General features: G+C 65.9%; 13 protein-coding genes. All 13 read right to left on the bottom strand.

All coding sequences use genetic code 11. The annotated features are described in order from the left end of the window. Nucleotides 1–34: 34 nt before the first annotated feature. The gene (locus AYJ57_RS23025; protein ID WP_066111475.1) at nt 35–925 is read right to left on the bottom strand and encodes a LysR family transcriptional regulator; all 891 of its coding nucleotides are present in this window, start codon (nt 923–925) and stop codon (nt 35–37) included. A 91-nt stretch (nt 926–1016) separates the two neighbouring features. Then, nucleotides 1017–2366 carry a PepSY-associated TM helix domain-containing protein gene (locus AYJ57_RS23020; protein WP_066111468.1) on the bottom strand — a complete coding sequence of 450 codons (1350 nt, stop codon included), beginning with the start codon at nt 2364–2366 and terminating at the stop codon, nt 1017–1019. 99 nt (nt 2367–2465) lie between these two features. Beyond that, complete coding sequence (locus tag AYJ57_RS23015) at nt 2466–2813, bottom strand: hypothetical protein (RefSeq protein WP_066111070.1); 348 nt, start codon at nt 2811–2813, stop codon at nt 2466–2468. A 185-nt stretch (nt 2814–2998) separates the two neighbouring features. Further along, nucleotides 2999–4090, bottom strand: a complete 1092-nt coding sequence (locus tag AYJ57_RS23010) for an NAD-dependent epimerase/dehydratase family protein (protein ID WP_164180758.1) — start codon at nt 4088–4090, stop codon at nt 2999–3001. A 494-nt stretch (nt 4091–4584) separates the two neighbouring features. Then, entirely contained in the window at nt 4585–5892 is a 1308-nt protein-coding gene (locus AYJ57_RS23005; protein WP_066111464.1) for a TRAP transporter large permease, read from the bottom strand. Next, nucleotides 5889–6392, bottom strand: coding sequence for a TRAP transporter small permease (locus tag AYJ57_RS23000; protein WP_066111462.1), 504 nt, complete (start codon nt 6390–6392; stop codon nt 5889–5891). Before AYJ57_RS23000 ends, AYJ57_RS23005 begins: the two co-directional genes overlap by 4 nt. Before the next feature lie 5 nt (nt 6393–6397). Continuing rightward, on the bottom strand, nt 6398–7366 hold the full coding sequence (locus tag AYJ57_RS22995) for a TRAP transporter substrate-binding protein (RefSeq protein WP_066111460.1): 969 nt from the start codon (nt 7364–7366) through the stop codon (nt 6398–6400). Between the two features lie 114 nt (nt 7367–7480). Continuing rightward, a complete protein-coding gene (locus AYJ57_RS22990; RefSeq protein WP_066111458.1) occupies nt 7481–8665 on the bottom strand; it encodes a LysR family transcriptional regulator in 1185 nt (394 codons plus the stop codon). Nucleotides 8666–8759: 94 nt separating this feature from the next. After that, the gene (locus AYJ57_RS22985) at nt 8760–10157 is read right to left on the bottom strand and encodes a dihydrolipoyl dehydrogenase (RefSeq protein WP_066111456.1); all 1398 of its coding nucleotides are present in this window, start codon (nt 10155–10157) and stop codon (nt 8760–8762) included. A 97-nt stretch (nt 10158–10254) separates the two neighbouring features. Then, a complete protein-coding gene (locus tag AYJ57_RS22980) occupies nt 10255–12078 on the bottom strand; it encodes an SLC13 family permease (protein WP_066111454.1) in 1824 nt (607 codons plus the stop codon). Between the two features lie 60 nt (nt 12079–12138). Next, nucleotides 12139–12756: a GNAT family N-acetyltransferase gene (locus tag AYJ57_RS22975; protein ID WP_066111452.1), complete on the bottom strand. Its 618-nt coding sequence runs from the start codon at nt 12754–12756 to the stop codon at nt 12139–12141. Nucleotides 12757–12919: 163 nt separating this feature from the next. Then, entirely contained in the window at nt 12920–14374 is a 1455-nt protein-coding gene (locus AYJ57_RS22970; protein WP_066111450.1) for a mannitol dehydrogenase family protein, read from the bottom strand. Further along, the gene (uxuA, locus tag AYJ57_RS22965) at nt 14371–15588 is read right to left on the bottom strand and encodes a mannonate dehydratase (RefSeq protein WP_066111448.1); all 1218 of its coding nucleotides are present in this window, start codon (nt 15586–15588) and stop codon (nt 14371–14373) included. The genes AYJ57_RS22970 and uxuA overlap by 4 nt, the downstream gene beginning before the upstream one ends. Between the last annotated feature and the right edge of the window lie 14 nt (nt 15589–15602).

The following is a 15602-nucleotide window of genomic DNA, read 5'->3' as shown; positions in this document are numbered from 1 at the left end:
GGCGCTTTATCAGCGGCTTGCGCAAGGGTGCGCGCTAGGCCCCGCGCCAGCGGCGATTGCTTTCGACCAACCAATCACCAACCTGCCGCGCGACCTGCCGTTGGTGCCGGGTGGTGGGGCGCATGAGGTAATACTGGCCATGGCCGCGGAAGGGCCGCGCGTCGGCGGGCACCAGCTCGCCGCTGTCGAGATAATCGACGATGAACCACGTCCAGCCCATGGCGATGCCCACGCCGCGCCGCGCCGCCTCAACCGAGAGGTGGTAGTCCCCGAGCTTCCAGCGCGTCGCCGCCTCGGGCAGTTGCACGTCCATCGCGGCGAGCCAATTGCCCCAGTCCGTCCACTCCTTGTGGGTCTCTTCGACGGTCAGCAGCAGCGGCGCCTCGGCCTCGGTCAGCGGCGTCGCGCCCGGCGCCATCACCGGCATCATCTCTTCGGGCCCCAGCACGTCGACCACATGATCGGCAGGACGGTTCGGGCGGTAGTAGATCGCCAGATCATACTCGTCGTGGCGCAGCTGCTGAAAGAAGTCGTTGACGATTAGCTTCAGTTCCAGCCCCGGAAAGGCATCGCGCAGCCGGGTCAGGCGCGGCAGCATCCACAGGTCGGCGACGGCGCGCGAACAGGCGATGGTCACCTGATCCTGCCCGCGCCGGGTCAGTTGCCCGGCCTCGAGCGATTGCAGCGCGTCGAGCGCGCGCCCCACCTCCTTGGCGTATTCCTCGCCGATGCGCGTCAGCACCACCCCCGAGGGCTGGCGTTCGAAGAGCGCCGCGCCGACGTGATCCTCAAGCTGCGCGATCTGCCGACTGATGCCGCTCTGAGTGAGCGCCAAAAGCTCGGCGGCGCGGGTGAAGCTGCCGCAGCGCGCCACGGTCTGAAAGGCGAGCAGGCTGCGCAGCGGCGGAAGACGACCAATATCCATGCGCCGCTTATAGTGCGTCACCGCGGGGCTGCGAAGGGGGATGCACTGGCCCCGCGTCAGACGGGGGGCCAGCATGAGGATCCGCGCGGGATCAGGCGAGTTGCCGACGGCGTCCGACCAGATGCACGGCGATCTCGACCGCCGCCAGCACCAGCATCGACAGGCCCACGAGCGGGAAGAAGATGCCTGCCGCCACCGCCATCAGCAGCAGCGTGCGCGGAATGCGCCAGTCGGCGGGCACCTGCGGCACGCCGAGCGCACCCGAAGGACGGCGCTTCCACCACATCGCCGCGCCCGAGACGCAGAGCCCGACCATCGCGAGGCAGGCCAGGAGCAGCACGATCTGGTTCACCAGCCCCCATTCTTGGCCCATATGCACGCTGATGCCCCATTCGGCCCAGCGGCCCAGCGTGCCGAGGTCTTCAAGCCCGGCGTCATAGAGCACCTCTCCGCTATACTGGTCGAGGTGGATCACCCGCTCATAGGTGATGTCGTCAGGATAGACCGAGGCGGTAAACACGCCTTCCGGCCCGCCGGGCATCGAGACCGAATAGCCCGGCACGATGCCCAGATCCTCGACCTTGGCCACCACGGTATCAAGCGCCTGCGGCACGCCCGCGCTCTCACCCGACAGCGGCAGGGGCTGTTTCTCCATGATCCACGGCGCGCGGTCGACAGCGTCAGCGACCGGCACCGTCGAGACCGGTTTGCCCGACCAATAGCCATCCGGCATGCCCATCCCCAAGGCATAGGCATAATCGTAGAACTTGCCGCCCCAGACCCCCGACCACGGCAGCCCGGTCATCGCCAGAAAGACGATGAAGACGCCGGTGTAGATCCCCGTGACCGCGTGCAGATCGCGCCACCACGGGCGGCCGCGCTTGGCCTTGATGCTGACCGTCCCAAGCTTGCGCCCGCGCGGCAGCCACAGAAAGACCCCAGTGCCCACCAGCAGCACCATCCAGCCCGCTGCGGCCTCGATCAGCCGGTTGCCGAACCAGCCCACATATTCCAGCGAATGCAGTTTACGCACCACATACATCGCCGGGCTGCCCGCCGCGCCGCCGTCCCAGAGCGTGCCGAGAACTTCGCCGGTGTAGGGATCGACATAGACGGTATCCTTCAGCCCGTCCTCGCCGAGGATGTCGACCTCGGCGCTGCGGTCCGCGGCCATGCCAGGCGTATAGGCCTTCATCTTGCCGGGATGGGCGGCAAGCGCGGCGGCGGTGATCTGCGACGGCGCAAGCGGCGCGCTGCCCTCCTGCACGAAGCGCAGGTTTTGGTAGGCGGCGTCGTTGATCTCATCCTTGAAGAGATAGATGCCGCCGGTGATCGCGAGGATGAGGACGAAGGGCAGGATCACCAGCCCCGCGATGAAATGCCAGCGCCAGACGGCGCGGTAGAGCGCGGCAGAGGCCGCGCGGTGTGTTTGTTCTGTCATGAATCCATTCCGATTGGCCCGCCAGTGGCGGGGCCTTTGCAAGAGCGATCCGGCGGGCTCTCCGCGCGGACCTGTGTCGAACGTGACGGCCCGGTGCCGTCAGAGGGCGACGGGCGGCGCTCTTGGGGAATGGTTGATATTGCGGGCCTGCGCCTCGCGCAGCAGATCCGCGCCCTGCCGCCAGCTTTCATGCGGCACCAGCATCTGGCTGCAATCGTGGCGGCTGAGCGCCGGCGCGTTGGGCAGGCCGTGGCAGAACGGGCAGTGATGCTCGTGCGCTCCGCCCGAGCCGCAGCCATCGCCATGCAGCATGCCGACCGTCAGCTCAAGCGCTTCGAGCGCGGCAGAGCCGCGGTCGGGCGCCATCATGGCTGCCGAGGTCGCGCTGGTCAGGGCCAGAAGTCCGAACAGGATCAGCGCAAGGGGATATGTCAGAAGGCTCCGCACCCGCGTGATGTCGCACGAGGCTGCACGCTTGGGAAGCGACAGCTTGTCACGTGACCCTTCGTTCCGCGCCCCGTGACGCAACGGCGCGGCGGGCTGCGCTTCGCTGTGGCGGTCAGCGACAGGCCAAAACGAAAACTGCCGCGCCCGGGAGGGGGCGCGGCAATCGAATTGGCGAGGGGAGGCTTTTATTCGGCTACATGCGCACGCGCCATGGTGCCGGAGTATTGCTCGTGGAAGTAGGTCATCGTGTCGAGCAGCACATCCTCGAGCGCGATCTTCGGCTCCCAGCCGAGCAGTTCCTTGGCCTTCGAGATGTCGGGCATCCGGCGGTCGCAATCCTCATAGCCTTCGCCGTAGAACTCTTCCGAGCTGACCTCGATGATCGGGTAGTTCTCGTAGGAGGGATCACCGGTGATCTTGGCATAGGTCTTGCGCATCATATCCGCCAGTTCGGCCATGGTGACCTCGTTGTTGCGGTTGCCGATGTTGAACGCGTGACCATTGGCCTTCTCGGGGTTGTCGAGCATGCGGCAGATCGCATCCACGGCCTCGTAGATCGACACGATGGTGCGGCGCGCCTTGCCACCGTCCACCAGCTTCATCGGATCGCCATTGAGCAGCGCGCCCATGAAGCAGGCCAGAACCCGCGGCACACCGTCGCCATCGCGCTGCGGAATATAGTCCATGCGCGGACCGAAGAAGTTCAGCGGACGCACCACGGTGAACGGCAGGCCGTCTTCCTTGTGGTGGGCGTAGACGAGGCGCTCGACCATCTGCTTGGCGCAGGCGTAGGTCCAGCGCTGGTTGACGATCGGCCCCATAATAAGCGGCGTTTCGTCTTCCTTCAGCTCGTAGAGATCGGGGTTGGCGTATTCGGTATCGCCGACATAGCTCGACAACGTGCGGCCGTAGCATTCGCTGGTCGAGAAGCTGATGAGCCAGCGCTTGTATTCCACGCAAAGCTCGACGATCGGGTAGACGTCGAAGAGGTTCGACTTGATCACGCTGATCGGGTTGGTGTTGTACTCTGACGGGTTGCAAATCGCCGCGAGATTGATCACGACGTCGCTGCCTGCGACCGCATCACGCAGATCCTGCTGCGTATCGGGGTCATCAACGTACTTTTGGTGGAGCGTGAAGTTCGGGTGATCCAGATGCTTGTGGATCTTCTCGCTCGACGGATCCCACCCAATGATCTTGTGATCGGTGGTGGTGAGCAGTCGATCAAGCAGATGGCTGCCAATAAAGCCCCCGCATCCCAGGATAACAATATTCATCGGATTCTCCGTTCCAATTCGCATATTAAAAACACCTCTGGCAGACCCCTGAAAAAATGGGGGCCTTAAAGGAAATTACGTAAAGTCTTTAGTATCCAAGCTTATAGGAATTAACCCACCTGAATCCTCTACACGATGTTCAGTCAGATGGCTATGACTCGCGCACCCAACCAGCGGCGCGTTCAAGGTGGCTGCCCCATTGTTGGGCGAAACGTCGGGAAGCTTATCAGCATCCGTATGTTTCGGCCCCTCAGCCAGACCGTTTCACGCTCCGATCAGCCTTGAAACCTGCCCACATGACCCGAGCACAAAAGCCCGAAGAAGCAGAAATTCGCTGGCCGACAGGTGATCCTTGCATGATTCGGCCTTCAAACCCAGAGGCTTTGCCGATTGCACGGGTTCGCGCTGCGCTTCCCCGCTCAGACAGGCAAGGCCCCGCCGATCGCTCGGCGGGGCCCCCTCGCACGGTCCCTCGTGCAAAGCCGTTGTCGGCTCTAGTTAAACATCGTGTCCGGGATGAAGGTGGCGATCTGCGGAATTGCGATGATCAGCACCAGCCCCACCACCATAGCCAGAAGGAAGGGCGTCACACCGCTGAACACGGTGGTCAGCGGCACCGAGGGCCCGGCCACGCCGCGCACCACAAAGACGTTCATCCCCACCGGCGGGGTGATCATGCCCATCTCGATGACGATCACCGCGACCACGCCGAACCAGATCGGATCGAAGCCGAAGCCGGTGATCACCGGAAAGACGATCGGGATCGTGATGACCAGCATCGACAGCCCATCCATGAACATGCCCAGCACCACATAGGCCAGCAGGATCACGATCAGCGTGCCATAGGCACCCAGACCCAGCGTCTCGAGCTGCGCGCCGAGCGTTGCGGGGATGTGGGTGATGGCAAGGAACGGGTTCAGGACGTTGGCCCCGATCACCACCATATAGAGCATGGCGGAGGTCTTGAGCGTGTCGAGCACCGCGGCCTTGAACCCCGCCCAGTCGAGCTTGCGCTGCACCAGCGCCAGCAGGATCACCAGACCCGCGCCGATGCCAGAGGCCTCGACCGGGGTGAAGACCCCGAGGTAGATGCCGCCGATCGACACGATGATCACCCCGAAGAGCGGCCATGCCTCGGAGGAGATGCGGATGCGCTCGGCCCAGGTCAGCTTTTCGCCCTTCGGACCGATCGCGGGGTTCAGCGTGGCCTGCAGCCAGATCACCCCGATGAACAGCACGCTCAGCAGGATGCCCGGCAGGATCCCTGCCATGAACAGCCGCCCGATGCTTTCCTCGGTGAGGATCGCATAGAGCACGAAGCCGGTCGAGGGCGGGATCAGAAAGCCAAGCGTGCCGCCGGCGGCAACGGAGCCGGTCGCCAGACCGTCGCTGTAGCCAAGACGCTTCATCTGCGGCAGCGCCACTTTGCCCAGCGTGACCGCCGTGGCCACCGAAGAGCCCGAGACCGCCGAGAAGGCCGCGCAGCCGATCACCGAGGCCGAGGCCAGCCCGCCCTTGAAGCGGCCAACCCAAGCATAGGCGGCATCATAAAGCCCGCGCGAATAGCCCGCCGCCGAGGCGATATTGCCCAGCAGCACGAACATCGGCACGACGATCAGCGAGTAAGACGAGATCGCCGAATAGCTTTCGGTCAGCAGCATAGCACTGGCGCTGCGGAACCCCGACAGCGCCCAGTAGCCGAAAAAGCCCACCAACAGCATGGCGAAGGCCACCGGCGTGCGCAGGATCATCAGCAGGAAGAGGCAGGCGATACCGACAAGGCCTGCGGAAACATCCGTCATTGTTCCTCTCCGTAGATGATCACATTCAGGATCTGCAGCGCGAAGACCAGCACGCAGAAGGCACAGCCGAGGGCGAGAATTCCGTAGAAGGGCCAAAGCGGCAGGCCCAGCATATTTGTGGTGTCGCCAAACTCGGCGGCATCCAGCGCCTTATAGACAGCGCGGTGGCACAGCACGCCCAGCACATAGCCCGACAGCAGCCGCGCCAGTACGTCCCCGGCCATGCGGCCAAAGCGGCCCAGAACCCGGTCAAAGACGTCGACGGTCACATGGCCGTTGAGATGGGTGCAATAGGGCAGTGCGGACATCACCAGCGCCACGGCGGTCAGCTGGATGATCTCGTTGGAGCCCAGGATCGGCTGGCCGAAGACGTAGCGCAGCACGACACCGGCGAAGATCAGGACCACCAGCAGCAGCAGGGCCAGCCCGCCGATCACCGCGAGGATCGAGGTGGCCCTGTCGGAGATGACCGACAGGACCCGGGTTTCAGAGCGCGTCATGGCGCTTACTTCGACAGAGCGTCGACGATGGCCTGTGCGTCACCACCGGTCTCGGCGACGACGCTTTCCACCACGGGGGCGGCCAGCTCGTTGAAGGCTGCGGCTTCCTCGGCGCTGAGCTCGATCACCTCGTGACCGTCCATCTCGGCGAAGGCTTCGACACCGCCAGCGGCGACCGCCAGCTGAACCTCATTGGCCTTCACCGATGCTTCCTTGCCTGCCTCGAGCAGCGCGGCCTGCTGGTCATCGCTGAGGCTGCCGAAGGCGTCGCGGTTGGCGAGGATGAAGAACGGCGAGTTGGTGGTGTCCATGCCGATGGTCAGATAGGTCGCCACTTCGCCCAGACGGAACGCGCGGGTCGCGGTGGTGTCGATCATCGCGCCGTCGATCACGCCGGTCTGCATGGCATTGTAGATCTCGCTGACCGGCATCGACACCGGCGTCGCGCCCCATGCCTCGACCAGCAGGCCGGTATTGCGCGAGGGCACACGGATCTTCAGGCCCTTGATGTCGGCCGGGCTGCGCACGGCTTTGTCGCGGGTGTAAAGCTGGTTCGGCGCCGAGGACCACAGGCTGACCAGAATGGCGCGGCGGTACTCGGGCTGGAACAGCTCGATGTTGTTCCAGATGTCGGCGGTGCCGGTCTCGGTGTCCAGCACGCCCGGCAGCTCAGCGGTGAGCGTCAGCGGGAAGGTCGAGGCGGTGTAGCCCGGCAGCGACACGGCAAGCTCGGCAACCCCGTCCAGCACGCGGCTGTATTGCTCGGCCGGGCCCGGGCCCAGTTCGCCGCCGTTGTAGATGGTCACCGACAGATCGCCGCCCGACTTTTCTTCGACCGCCTTGGCGAAGGGCTCGAAAGCGCCTTCCACATAGGGATGGGTCGGGGCGAAGAAGCTGGCGAATTTGAAATCTTCTGCAAAGGCCGCAGTGGTGGAGGCAAGGCCAAGGGCCGCGGCAAGAATAACAGAACGCATGGTAATCCTCCCAAGATCACGCCTGCCTGCGTGACAGGCCGTGTGCGGCACAGGTTGTGCAGGCATCTTTCCGGAGGCACCAATACATTCGATGCATTTTTGCATAATTTCTTGCTATAGGTCGGGAAGGCCCTTCGCTGCGGCCCGCAGGCAATCGAGCATCAGCTGCTGCGGACGCGACGCCAGCCAGCCCACGCGCATGGTCAGCCCGATCTGCCGCAGCGGCAGATTTTCCGTGACCCGCAGCTGCACGAGGTTGCGGCGGCTCAGTTCCGGCGCTGCCTGCCGCCCCGAGGTGAAAGCCAGCGCGTCGCTCAGATCGAGATATTCGCGTATAAGCAAAATGAAACCCGCCTCGATGAGGCTGGCCGGAAGCGGCAGGTCGTGCGCCGCGAAAATCGCTTCGAACTGGTGCCTTAACTGAGTGCCCGGGCCGGGCACGACCCAGGGGAAGCGGGCCAGCTCGGAAGGGTGCAGAGGCCCGCGCCCCGCCAACGGATGTCCGGGCCGGGCGACGATGGCGAAACGGTCATGAAACAGCGGTTCCTGCACCACGTCGGGCGCGGGCTGGGTGCTGCGCAGCGCGCCAAGCATCAGATCCACATCCCCACGGCGCAGCGCCGCCAGCAGCATCTCATAAGTGCCGTCGATCACCGAAACCCGCATATTGGGGCGCGCCTGCCGGAAAGCCGCAAGCGCGCGCGGCAACAGCACCGAGCGCGAGAGCGGCAGCGTGCCGATCGCGATCCGCCCGGTCTCGCGCCCGTCAATCTCGCCGAGGTCCATGTCCGCCTGATCCAGCTCGCTCAGCGCCAGCCGGGCGCGCGGCACGAGCGCGCTGCAGGTGCGGCTCGGGACCAAGCCCTGCGGCGTGCGCTCGAACAGCCGCTCGCCCGCTTCCTCTTCAAGCTGGCTGACGGCGCGGTGCACGGTGGGCTGCGCCAGATCGAGCGCCTTGGCCGCGAGGGTGAAACTGCCGGTGTCATGCACCGCGATCATCCCCTGCAACTGGCCGCTGGTGGCCAATGCGGGCAGCCGAGGCGAGATCGCACCAAGCGCCGCATCAAGCTGGCGGAACGCCCGGCACAGACGCGCGGCCAGCGCGGTGCCCCGTTCGTTGAGAATGAAGCCGCGGCTCGTCCTGTCGAAAAGCGCCCCGCCCGCCTGTGTCTCGAGCTTGCCCAGCATCTGGGTGACCGCCGGTTGCGAGACGTTGAACCGTTCGGCGGCGGCGGTGATCTGGGCCTCTTCGGCCACCGCCAGAAAAACCCTCAGGTGCCGCAGGTTGCGCGAAATCATCGTGCCGCGCCTCTTGCTCTGTCCATCACGCACCCCTGCCCTGCCACCTGCCCCGCCGGTTATAGCGCCGCGGCGGCGGCGGGGTCCATGCCGGTCAGGCCCCCGAGGGACCGCCGCCATCGCTGCCGCCGGGCAGGGAAAGCGCCTCGCAAATCTCACGCAGCGCCCCGCGCAGCCCCTCCTCGAGCGTCGGGTGATAGACCGGCAGCGCCAGCAGATCGCCGACCGTCAGCTTTTGTTGCACCGCCAGCCCCAGCATATGCCCCATGTGATCCGCGCCCGGACAGCACAGATCGGCCCCAAGCAGGCGACCATCGGGCGCGGCGGCATGAATCTGCGCCACGCCATGGTTCTCACCCTCGACCCGGGCCCGCCCCTGATCGGCATAGCTGGCGGTGCCGATGGCCGCTGCCTCCTCTGGCCCCGCGCCGAGGCTGACCAGCGGTGGGTCCGTGAATGTGATCGTGAAAGGCAGGCTGCGCTCGGAGCGGATCACCGCCGGGAACGCCGCCGCATTGCGCCCCGCGATGGCCCCTTCGGCAGAGGCTTCGTGCAGCACGGGCCGCTCCGCATTGGCATCACCGGCCATGAAGATCGGGGCCTCCCCGCATTGCAGCGTTGCCGGATCCACCTCCGGCATCCCCTTGTCGTCAAGGTCCAGCCCCGCCTCTTCAAGGTCGAGCCCCTCCAGCGACGGCGGACGGCCCGAGGCCACCAGCACCTTGTCGAAACTCTCCACGCCGCCGTCCCAGCGAATGGTCACGCCGCTCTCGGTCAACTCCGGGGTCGGCTCGACGCCCAATTGCAGTTCCAGCTCTGCCTCAAGCGCGGATTTCAATGCGGCGTGCACCGCATCGCTGCGCGCCCCGGCCAGCCGGTCGCCAAGGTCAAAGATCGTCACCCGCACCCCCAGCCGCGCCATCGCCTGCGCCAGTTCGACACCGATCACCCCCGCGCCGATGACCGCAAGGCTGCGCGGCAGATCCAGCAGCTCAAAGATCGTCTCATTGGTCAGCAGCCGGTCGCCGAGGTCGCGAAACGGCGGCGGCACCATGGGCTGCGCGCCGGTGGCGATGATCACCGCCTTCGCCTCGATCCGCGTACCATCATCGAGCGACAGCGCGTTTGCACCGATGAAACGCGCCCGCCCGCGCAGACAGGTGCCTGCGGGCAGATCGTCAAAGCTCTGCCGTGTGGCCGCGGCGAAACGGTCGCGCTCATCGCGCAGCCGGGACAGCACGGCAGGCCCGTCGACGCTCACCTTGCCGGTGCGGATACCAAAGAGCCCCGATCCCCGCGCCCGCTGCGCGCTGCGCCCCGCCGCGATGAGCAGTTTCGAAGGCATGCAGCCGGTATTGGCGCAGAGCGTGCCGGAAAACTCTGGATCGATCAGCAGCGTCTTGGCGCCATGCTGACGGGCATTGCGCTCGGCGGCGATGCCAGCGGTGCCAGCGCCAATCACGGCAACGTCGCAGGTCAGGGTTTCGGGCATGGGGATCCTTTCCGCCGCATCTCGGGGCGAGAGGAGGCTGCCGTTTGGGAAACTCTGGATCAACGGGGCAGCGCGGTGCTTGTTCCCGCGCCCCCGGTCAGAGCGGCAACAGAATGGGCAGAAGCGTGATGCAGACCGCCATGGTGACCAGCGTGAAGGGCGCGCCGATGCGCAGGAAGTCGGTGAACTTATAGCCTCCAGGCACCATCACAAGAAGGTTCACCGGCGACGAAACCGGCGTCATGAAGGCGGTCGAGGCTGCAAGCGCGACGCACATGGCGAAAGGATAGGGCGAGGCGCCAAGCCCGTCGGCCACCGCCATGGCCACCGGCCCCATCAGTACCGCCGTCGCGGTGTTCGAAATGAACAGGCTTAGCAACGTAGTCGCAAGAAACAGCGCCGAGAGGATCGCGCGCGGTGGCATCTCGCCCATCAGCCCCAGCACCGCCTCCGCCGCCAGATCGACGCCCCCTGCCCGTTCGAGCGCGGTGGCAAAGGGCATCATCCCGGCGATCAGCACCAGCGTCTGCCAGTTGATCGCGCGGTAGGCGCCATCCATGCCGATGATGCGAAAGGCCCCCATGGCAAGACAGCCCAGAAGCGCGGCTTGCGCGTTGGGAAGCGCGCCGGTGGCCATCGCCAGCACCACCGCCAGCAGCACGGCCACGGCAAGTGGCGCGCGGCGATGCTCGGGCGCCACCGCATCGGCCTCTTCCGGCAGATCGAGCGGCAGCAGGTCGCTGCGGTCTTCGGACATGCGGCGCAGCGCGGGCCAGCGCCCAAGCAGCAGCAGCGTGTCGCCCGCGCGCAGCTTGGTGTCGGCGCCCGCCCCCTCCAGCGGTCCGCTGCCGCGGCGCAGGCCGATCACGGTAAGCTCGCGGCGCGTCCGCAGCCGGGCCTCGGCGGGGCTGCGCCCGGCAAGCTGCGATCCGGGCGGCACCATGGCCTCGGCGATGCCGACCTCGCGGTCGGGGCGCGTGAGGTCCTCTGCGCCCAGCGACCGCATCTGCAGCTTCCGGTCCCGCCGCCAGCCTTCAAGATCGAAGCTTTCGCCAATCACCCCCAGCAGCAGAATGTCCGACGATTGCAGCACCGTCTCGCGGGTCGGGCGCAGCATCTCTGTGCCCCAGCGGCGCGGGCGCTCGATGGTCAGGATGGTCACCCCGTCCCGGCCGCGCAGGTCAAGCTCGCCAAGCTGGTGGCCGATGAGGTCGGAGCCGGGCGTGATCTGCAACCGCGACAGCCGCCCGCGCAGCCCGTAGCTGTCGATCATCTCGGCCATATGGCGCCGCTCGGACACTGGCGGCGGGGCCTCCGGAGCCAGAAAGCGCCGCGTGGCCAGCATATAGAGCATCGCCAGCACCAGAACCGGCAGGCCGAACGGCAGGAAGGCGAAGAAGGAAAACCCCTCGAGCCCGCGCCGCACCAGTTCGGCATGGATCACCATATTGGGCGGCGTCGCGACCAGTGTCAGCATGCCGCTGATCAGCGCCGCCATCGACAGCGGCATCATCAGCCGCCCCGGTCCGATCCCGGCGCGGCGGGCGATGCCCAGCACGATGGGCACGAAAATGGCGACGACGCCGGTGGAGCTCATGAAGGCCGACAGCAGCGCCGCGGCGAGCATCAGAAGCACCAGCAACAGCCCCTCGCGCCCGCCCGCGCGGGTGGTGATCTGGTCCCCCATCCATTGCGCCACGCCGGTGCGCACCAATCCCTCGCCGATGACGAAGAGCGCGGCGATGAGCACCACGCTGGAATCGGAAAACCCCGACAGCGCCTCGGACATGCTGAGCACGCCGGTGAAGGGCAATGCGACCATCACCAAAAGCGCCACCGCGTCCATGCGCGGCCTGCCCCGTGCGAAAAGCACGAGCGCCAGCACCAGCAGGCCGAGCACCATGGCCAGCTCGAGCGTCATCCGTGCCGCACCTCCATTGGCTGCGCCCGCCTGAAGCGGCGGGCTCAACCTTCAGTGAAGCTAGGATCTGTCGTGGTGATCAAGCGGAGTTCGGGGAATGCGGAACATCGCGCCCGGTGTCAGCTCGTGATGCTGAAAGCCGTGGCGGTTGTAGAAGGCTTCGAGCGCGGGCTTGTCGAGCCCCTCTTCGCCAAACGGCTCATGGTGCAGCTCTATTCCCAGCTCGGCGTCATCCGCCGCATCCACCAGCTGACGCAGGATGCGATGCGCGATGCCCTGACCGCGATAGGTTGGCGCCACCCAGATGCCGCTGAGGATGAACCGTTTGTTCCACAGCGAATGCTCGATATAGGCGACGTTTTCGTGGCTGTTGCGGTAATAGGTCCGCTCGCCGGTATCGCCGACGCACGCGATCAGCCCCGGCACTTTGGCAAGGCGGGCCATCACCCGCTCATACTTTGATTCGGCCTGTTGACGCGCGCGCTGCAGGCCCGCGTCCAGTTCATGGGTCAGCTCGGGATGGCGAATCTCGCAATAATCGCGCAGCCCGTGCTGCAGAGCGATGGCAACAAATGCACGCAACTCGTTCTCAAGGCGGGAAATTTCGGCCTGCTCCGCGCTCTTGCGACGCGGCGTGAAATGGGTCCGGTACCCGCGATCAATGTCGGTATATGGCATGGTGTCCTCCCACGCCGATCATACAGGGTCATTCGTAACGGGACAGTAATTCTGGACATACCGTTTGCGCAAACACCGCCAATGAGCGGAGTTTGGGCGATGATTATATACCAATGGCCACCGCGCGGCCCCCAATCCAAGGGATGCCGCGCGGCAGAAACTTTCAGACCGCCGCTTCGCGGGCGATCACATCCTGCATCGGCTCAAACAGCATCTCGGCCAGCAGGCCGGTGACTTCGACCCAATAGCCATCGTCCGCCGAGACGATGGGCGGCACGAAAGCCGCGCCGCGCAGGGCCGCGATGATCTCTTCGGCGTCCTTGCCGACAGCCATGGCCTGCAACTCCGACGCCCGCGGATCGCGCAGCTCGTAAGCGTCGCAATCATGCGTCGCACCGCTCACATGGCGTAGCCAAGCCGCCGTCGCGAAGGTGAAGGCGCGGCAGTCCACGCCCTTGGCGCGCGCATCGGCCACCGCCGAGAAGATGCGCTGCGGCATCTTCTCCGACCCGTCCATGGCGATCTGGAAGGTCTCATGCGCGATGGCCGGGTTCTCGAAGCGGCGCGCCAGCGCGTCGGCATAGGCGCCCGTGTCGATGCCGGGGATCGGCGGCAAGGTCGCGGCAGCAGTGGCGAGATGGCGGCGCACCAGCTTGGCGAGCGGCGGGTTGGCCATCACGTCGCGCACATAGGTGCAGCCCGCGTGGAATCCGGCGTAGGCCAGCATCGAGTGGCTGCCGTTCAGCATCCGCAGCTTCATCGCCTCGAAAGCGGCGACATCATCGGTGAAGATCGCGCCTGCAGCTTCCCAAGCCGGACGGCCCTGCGGGAAATTGTCCTCGATGACCCACTGGCAGAAGCTCTCGGTCTCGATCGCGGCAAGGTCTTCGCAGCCGGTGAGCTCGGCCGCCTCGGCCAGCGTCGAGGCTGTGGCGGCGGGGGTGATCCGGTCGACCATGGTCGAGGGGAAAGTGACGTTGAGCGCGATCCATTCCGACAGATCCGGGTCGATGCGGCGGGCGAAATCCACCACCGCGCCGCGCAGCAGCACGCCGTTCTCGGGCAGGTTATCGCAGCAAAGCACGGTGAAAGGCGCGAGGCCCGCATCGCGACGGCGACGCAGCGCCTCGGTCAGCAGGCCGAGCACGCCCTGCGGCGCTTGCGGGCTTGCCAGATCGGCGGCGACGGCGGGATGCGCCACGTCACAGCCCTGCGCAGCCCGGTCGAGGCCATAGGCCTTTTCCGTCACCGTCAGAGACACGATCTTGGTGCCTTCAGCGGCCATGGCGGCAAGCGCGGGCTCGGGGATGCCCGCTGAGCAGATCGCGTCGGCAACAGAGCCGATGACCTGCGCCGAGGTGCCCTCGGCGCCTTTGACGATCAGCGTGTAGAGCCCGTTCTGCGGGTGCAACTCGTCCGACGCCTTGGGCGAGCGCAGCGACACGCCAAGGATGCGCCAGTCGCCACCCTCTGCGGTCATCGCCAGATCGGTCAGCGCCGCCTGATGCGCCTTGTGAAAGGCACCGAGGCCGAGGTGGACGATGCCCACCCCATGCGCCTGCGGATCATAGCCCGGACGCAGCGCCTCGGGCACTTGGGTCAGGGAGGTCAGCCTCATGCCGCCCCCGTGACCAGCTTGTGCTCGAAGCTGCGGTAGATGCCGCGCAGTTCCGCCAGCCCCTTGAGACGCCCGATCGCCGGATAGCCCGGCTGCGCCTCGCGACCGATGTCGTCGAGGATGTCCTGCCCATGGTCGGGGCGGAAGGGGATCGACCAGTCGGCGCGGCCCTCGGCCTTGCGGCGGGTCTCTTCGGCGACGACGGCGGCGACCATGGCAACCATGTCGGTGTGACCGGACAGGTGCTCGTCCTCATAGAGCGAGTTCATCACCTCGGTGCCTTCGATGCTGACGTTGCGCAGGTGCAGGAAGTGCACGCGATCCGCCAGCGCCTTGAAGATCTCGACCGGGTTGTTGTCGGGACGCGCGCCAAGCGAGCCGGTGCAGAGCGTCACACCATTGGCGCGCAGGTCCACCGCATCGAGGATTTTGCGGTAATGCGCCTCGGTCGACATGATGCGCGGCAGGCCAAGCAGCGGGAAGGGCGGATCGTCGGGGTGGCAGCACAGGCGCATGCCGAGGTCCTCGGCCAACGGCGTCACTTCCGACAGGAAGTCGATCATGTGCTGCTGCAGCTTTTCTTCGGAAATACTGTCGTATTCCGCGAGGTGCAGCTTCACATCCTCGAGAGTGAATTTCTCTGCCGCGCCCGGCAGACCAAAAACGACGTTGCCCGCCAGCTTCTCTTTGAAGGCGTCGTCCATCTTGGCGAAACGCTCGGCGGCCTCGGCGACCACCGCTTCGGGGAAGCTCTCGGCGGCCCCGGCACGTTCAAGGATATGGATGTCGAAGGCGGCGAAATCGATCAGGTCGAACCGCATGCAGCGCGCACCGCTGGGGCGCTCCCACGCCAGATCGGTCCGGGTCCAGTCGAGCACCGGCATGAAGTTGTAGCAGATGGTCTCGAGACCCGCGTCACGCAGGTGCCGCATCGAGATTTTCCAGTTCTCGATGTGGGTTTTCCAGTTGCCCTTCTGCTTTTTGATGTCTTCCGAGACGGGCAGCGATTCGACCACATCCCAGACCAGCGGCGACGGGCGGCCGTCCTTGCGGGTGGCGACCTCTTGCTGCCGCTGCGCGATTTCCTCGGGGGACCAGACGGTGCCGGTGGGCACGTGATGCAGCGCCGAAACAACGCCTTCAACGCCTGCTTGCATCATGTCGTCGATGCTCACGCGGTCTTTCGGACCGAACCAACGCCAGGTCTGACGCATCGCTTTCCCTCCCT

Origin of the sequence: Salipiger sp. CCB-MM3 (assembly GCF_001687105.1) — a bacterium.
Taxonomy (GTDB): domain Bacteria; phylum Pseudomonadota; class Alphaproteobacteria; order Rhodobacterales; family Rhodobacteraceae; genus Salipiger.
The sequence above is the reverse complement of the archived record's forward strand: the minus strand, read 5'-3'. Positions and strand labels throughout refer to the sequence as shown.

Bases quoted from the DNA above. Each gene is read 5' to 3' on its own strand.
- AYJ57_RS23025 (WP_066111475.1), bottom strand. From the start codon at position 925: ATGGATATTGGTCGTCTTCCGCCGCTGCGCAGCCTGCTCGCCTTTCAG.
- AYJ57_RS23020 (WP_066111468.1), bottom strand. From the start codon at position 2,366: ATGACAGAACAAACACACCGCGCGGCCTCTGCCGCGCTCTACCGCGCC.
- AYJ57_RS23010 (WP_164180758.1), bottom strand. From the start codon at position 4,090: ATGAATATTGTTATCCTGGGATGCGGGGGCTTTATTGGCAGCCATCTG.
- AYJ57_RS23005 (WP_066111464.1), bottom strand. From the start codon at position 5,892: ATGACGGATGTTTCCGCAGGCCTTGTCGGTATCGCCTGCCTCTTCCTG.
- AYJ57_RS23000 (WP_066111462.1), bottom strand. From the start codon at position 6,392: ATGACGCGCTCTGAAACCCGGGTCCTGTCGGTCATCTCCGACAGGGCC.
- AYJ57_RS22995 (WP_066111460.1), bottom strand. From the start codon at position 7,366: ATGCGTTCTGTTATTCTTGCCGCGGCCCTTGGCCTTGCCTCCACCACT.
- AYJ57_RS22990 (WP_066111458.1), bottom strand. From the start codon at position 8,665: ATGATTTCGCGCAACCTGCGGCACCTGAGGGTTTTTCTGGCGGTGGCC.
- AYJ57_RS22985 (WP_066111456.1), bottom strand. From the start codon at position 10,157: ATGCCCGAAACCCTGACCTGCGACGTTGCCGTGATTGGCGCTGGCACC.
- AYJ57_RS22980 (WP_066111454.1), bottom strand. From the start codon at position 12,078: ATGACGCTCGAGCTGGCCATGGTGCTCGGCCTGCTGGTGCTGGCGCTC.
- AYJ57_RS22975 (WP_066111452.1), bottom strand. From the start codon at position 12,756: ATGCCATATACCGACATTGATCGCGGGTACCGGACCCATTTCACGCCG.
- AYJ57_RS22970 (WP_066111450.1), bottom strand. From the start codon at position 14,374: ATGAGGCTGACCTCCCTGACCCAAGTGCCCGAGGCGCTGCGTCCGGGC.
- uxuA (WP_066111448.1), bottom strand. From the start codon at position 15,588: ATGCGTCAGACCTGGCGTTGGTTCGGTCCGAAAGACCGCGTGAGCATC.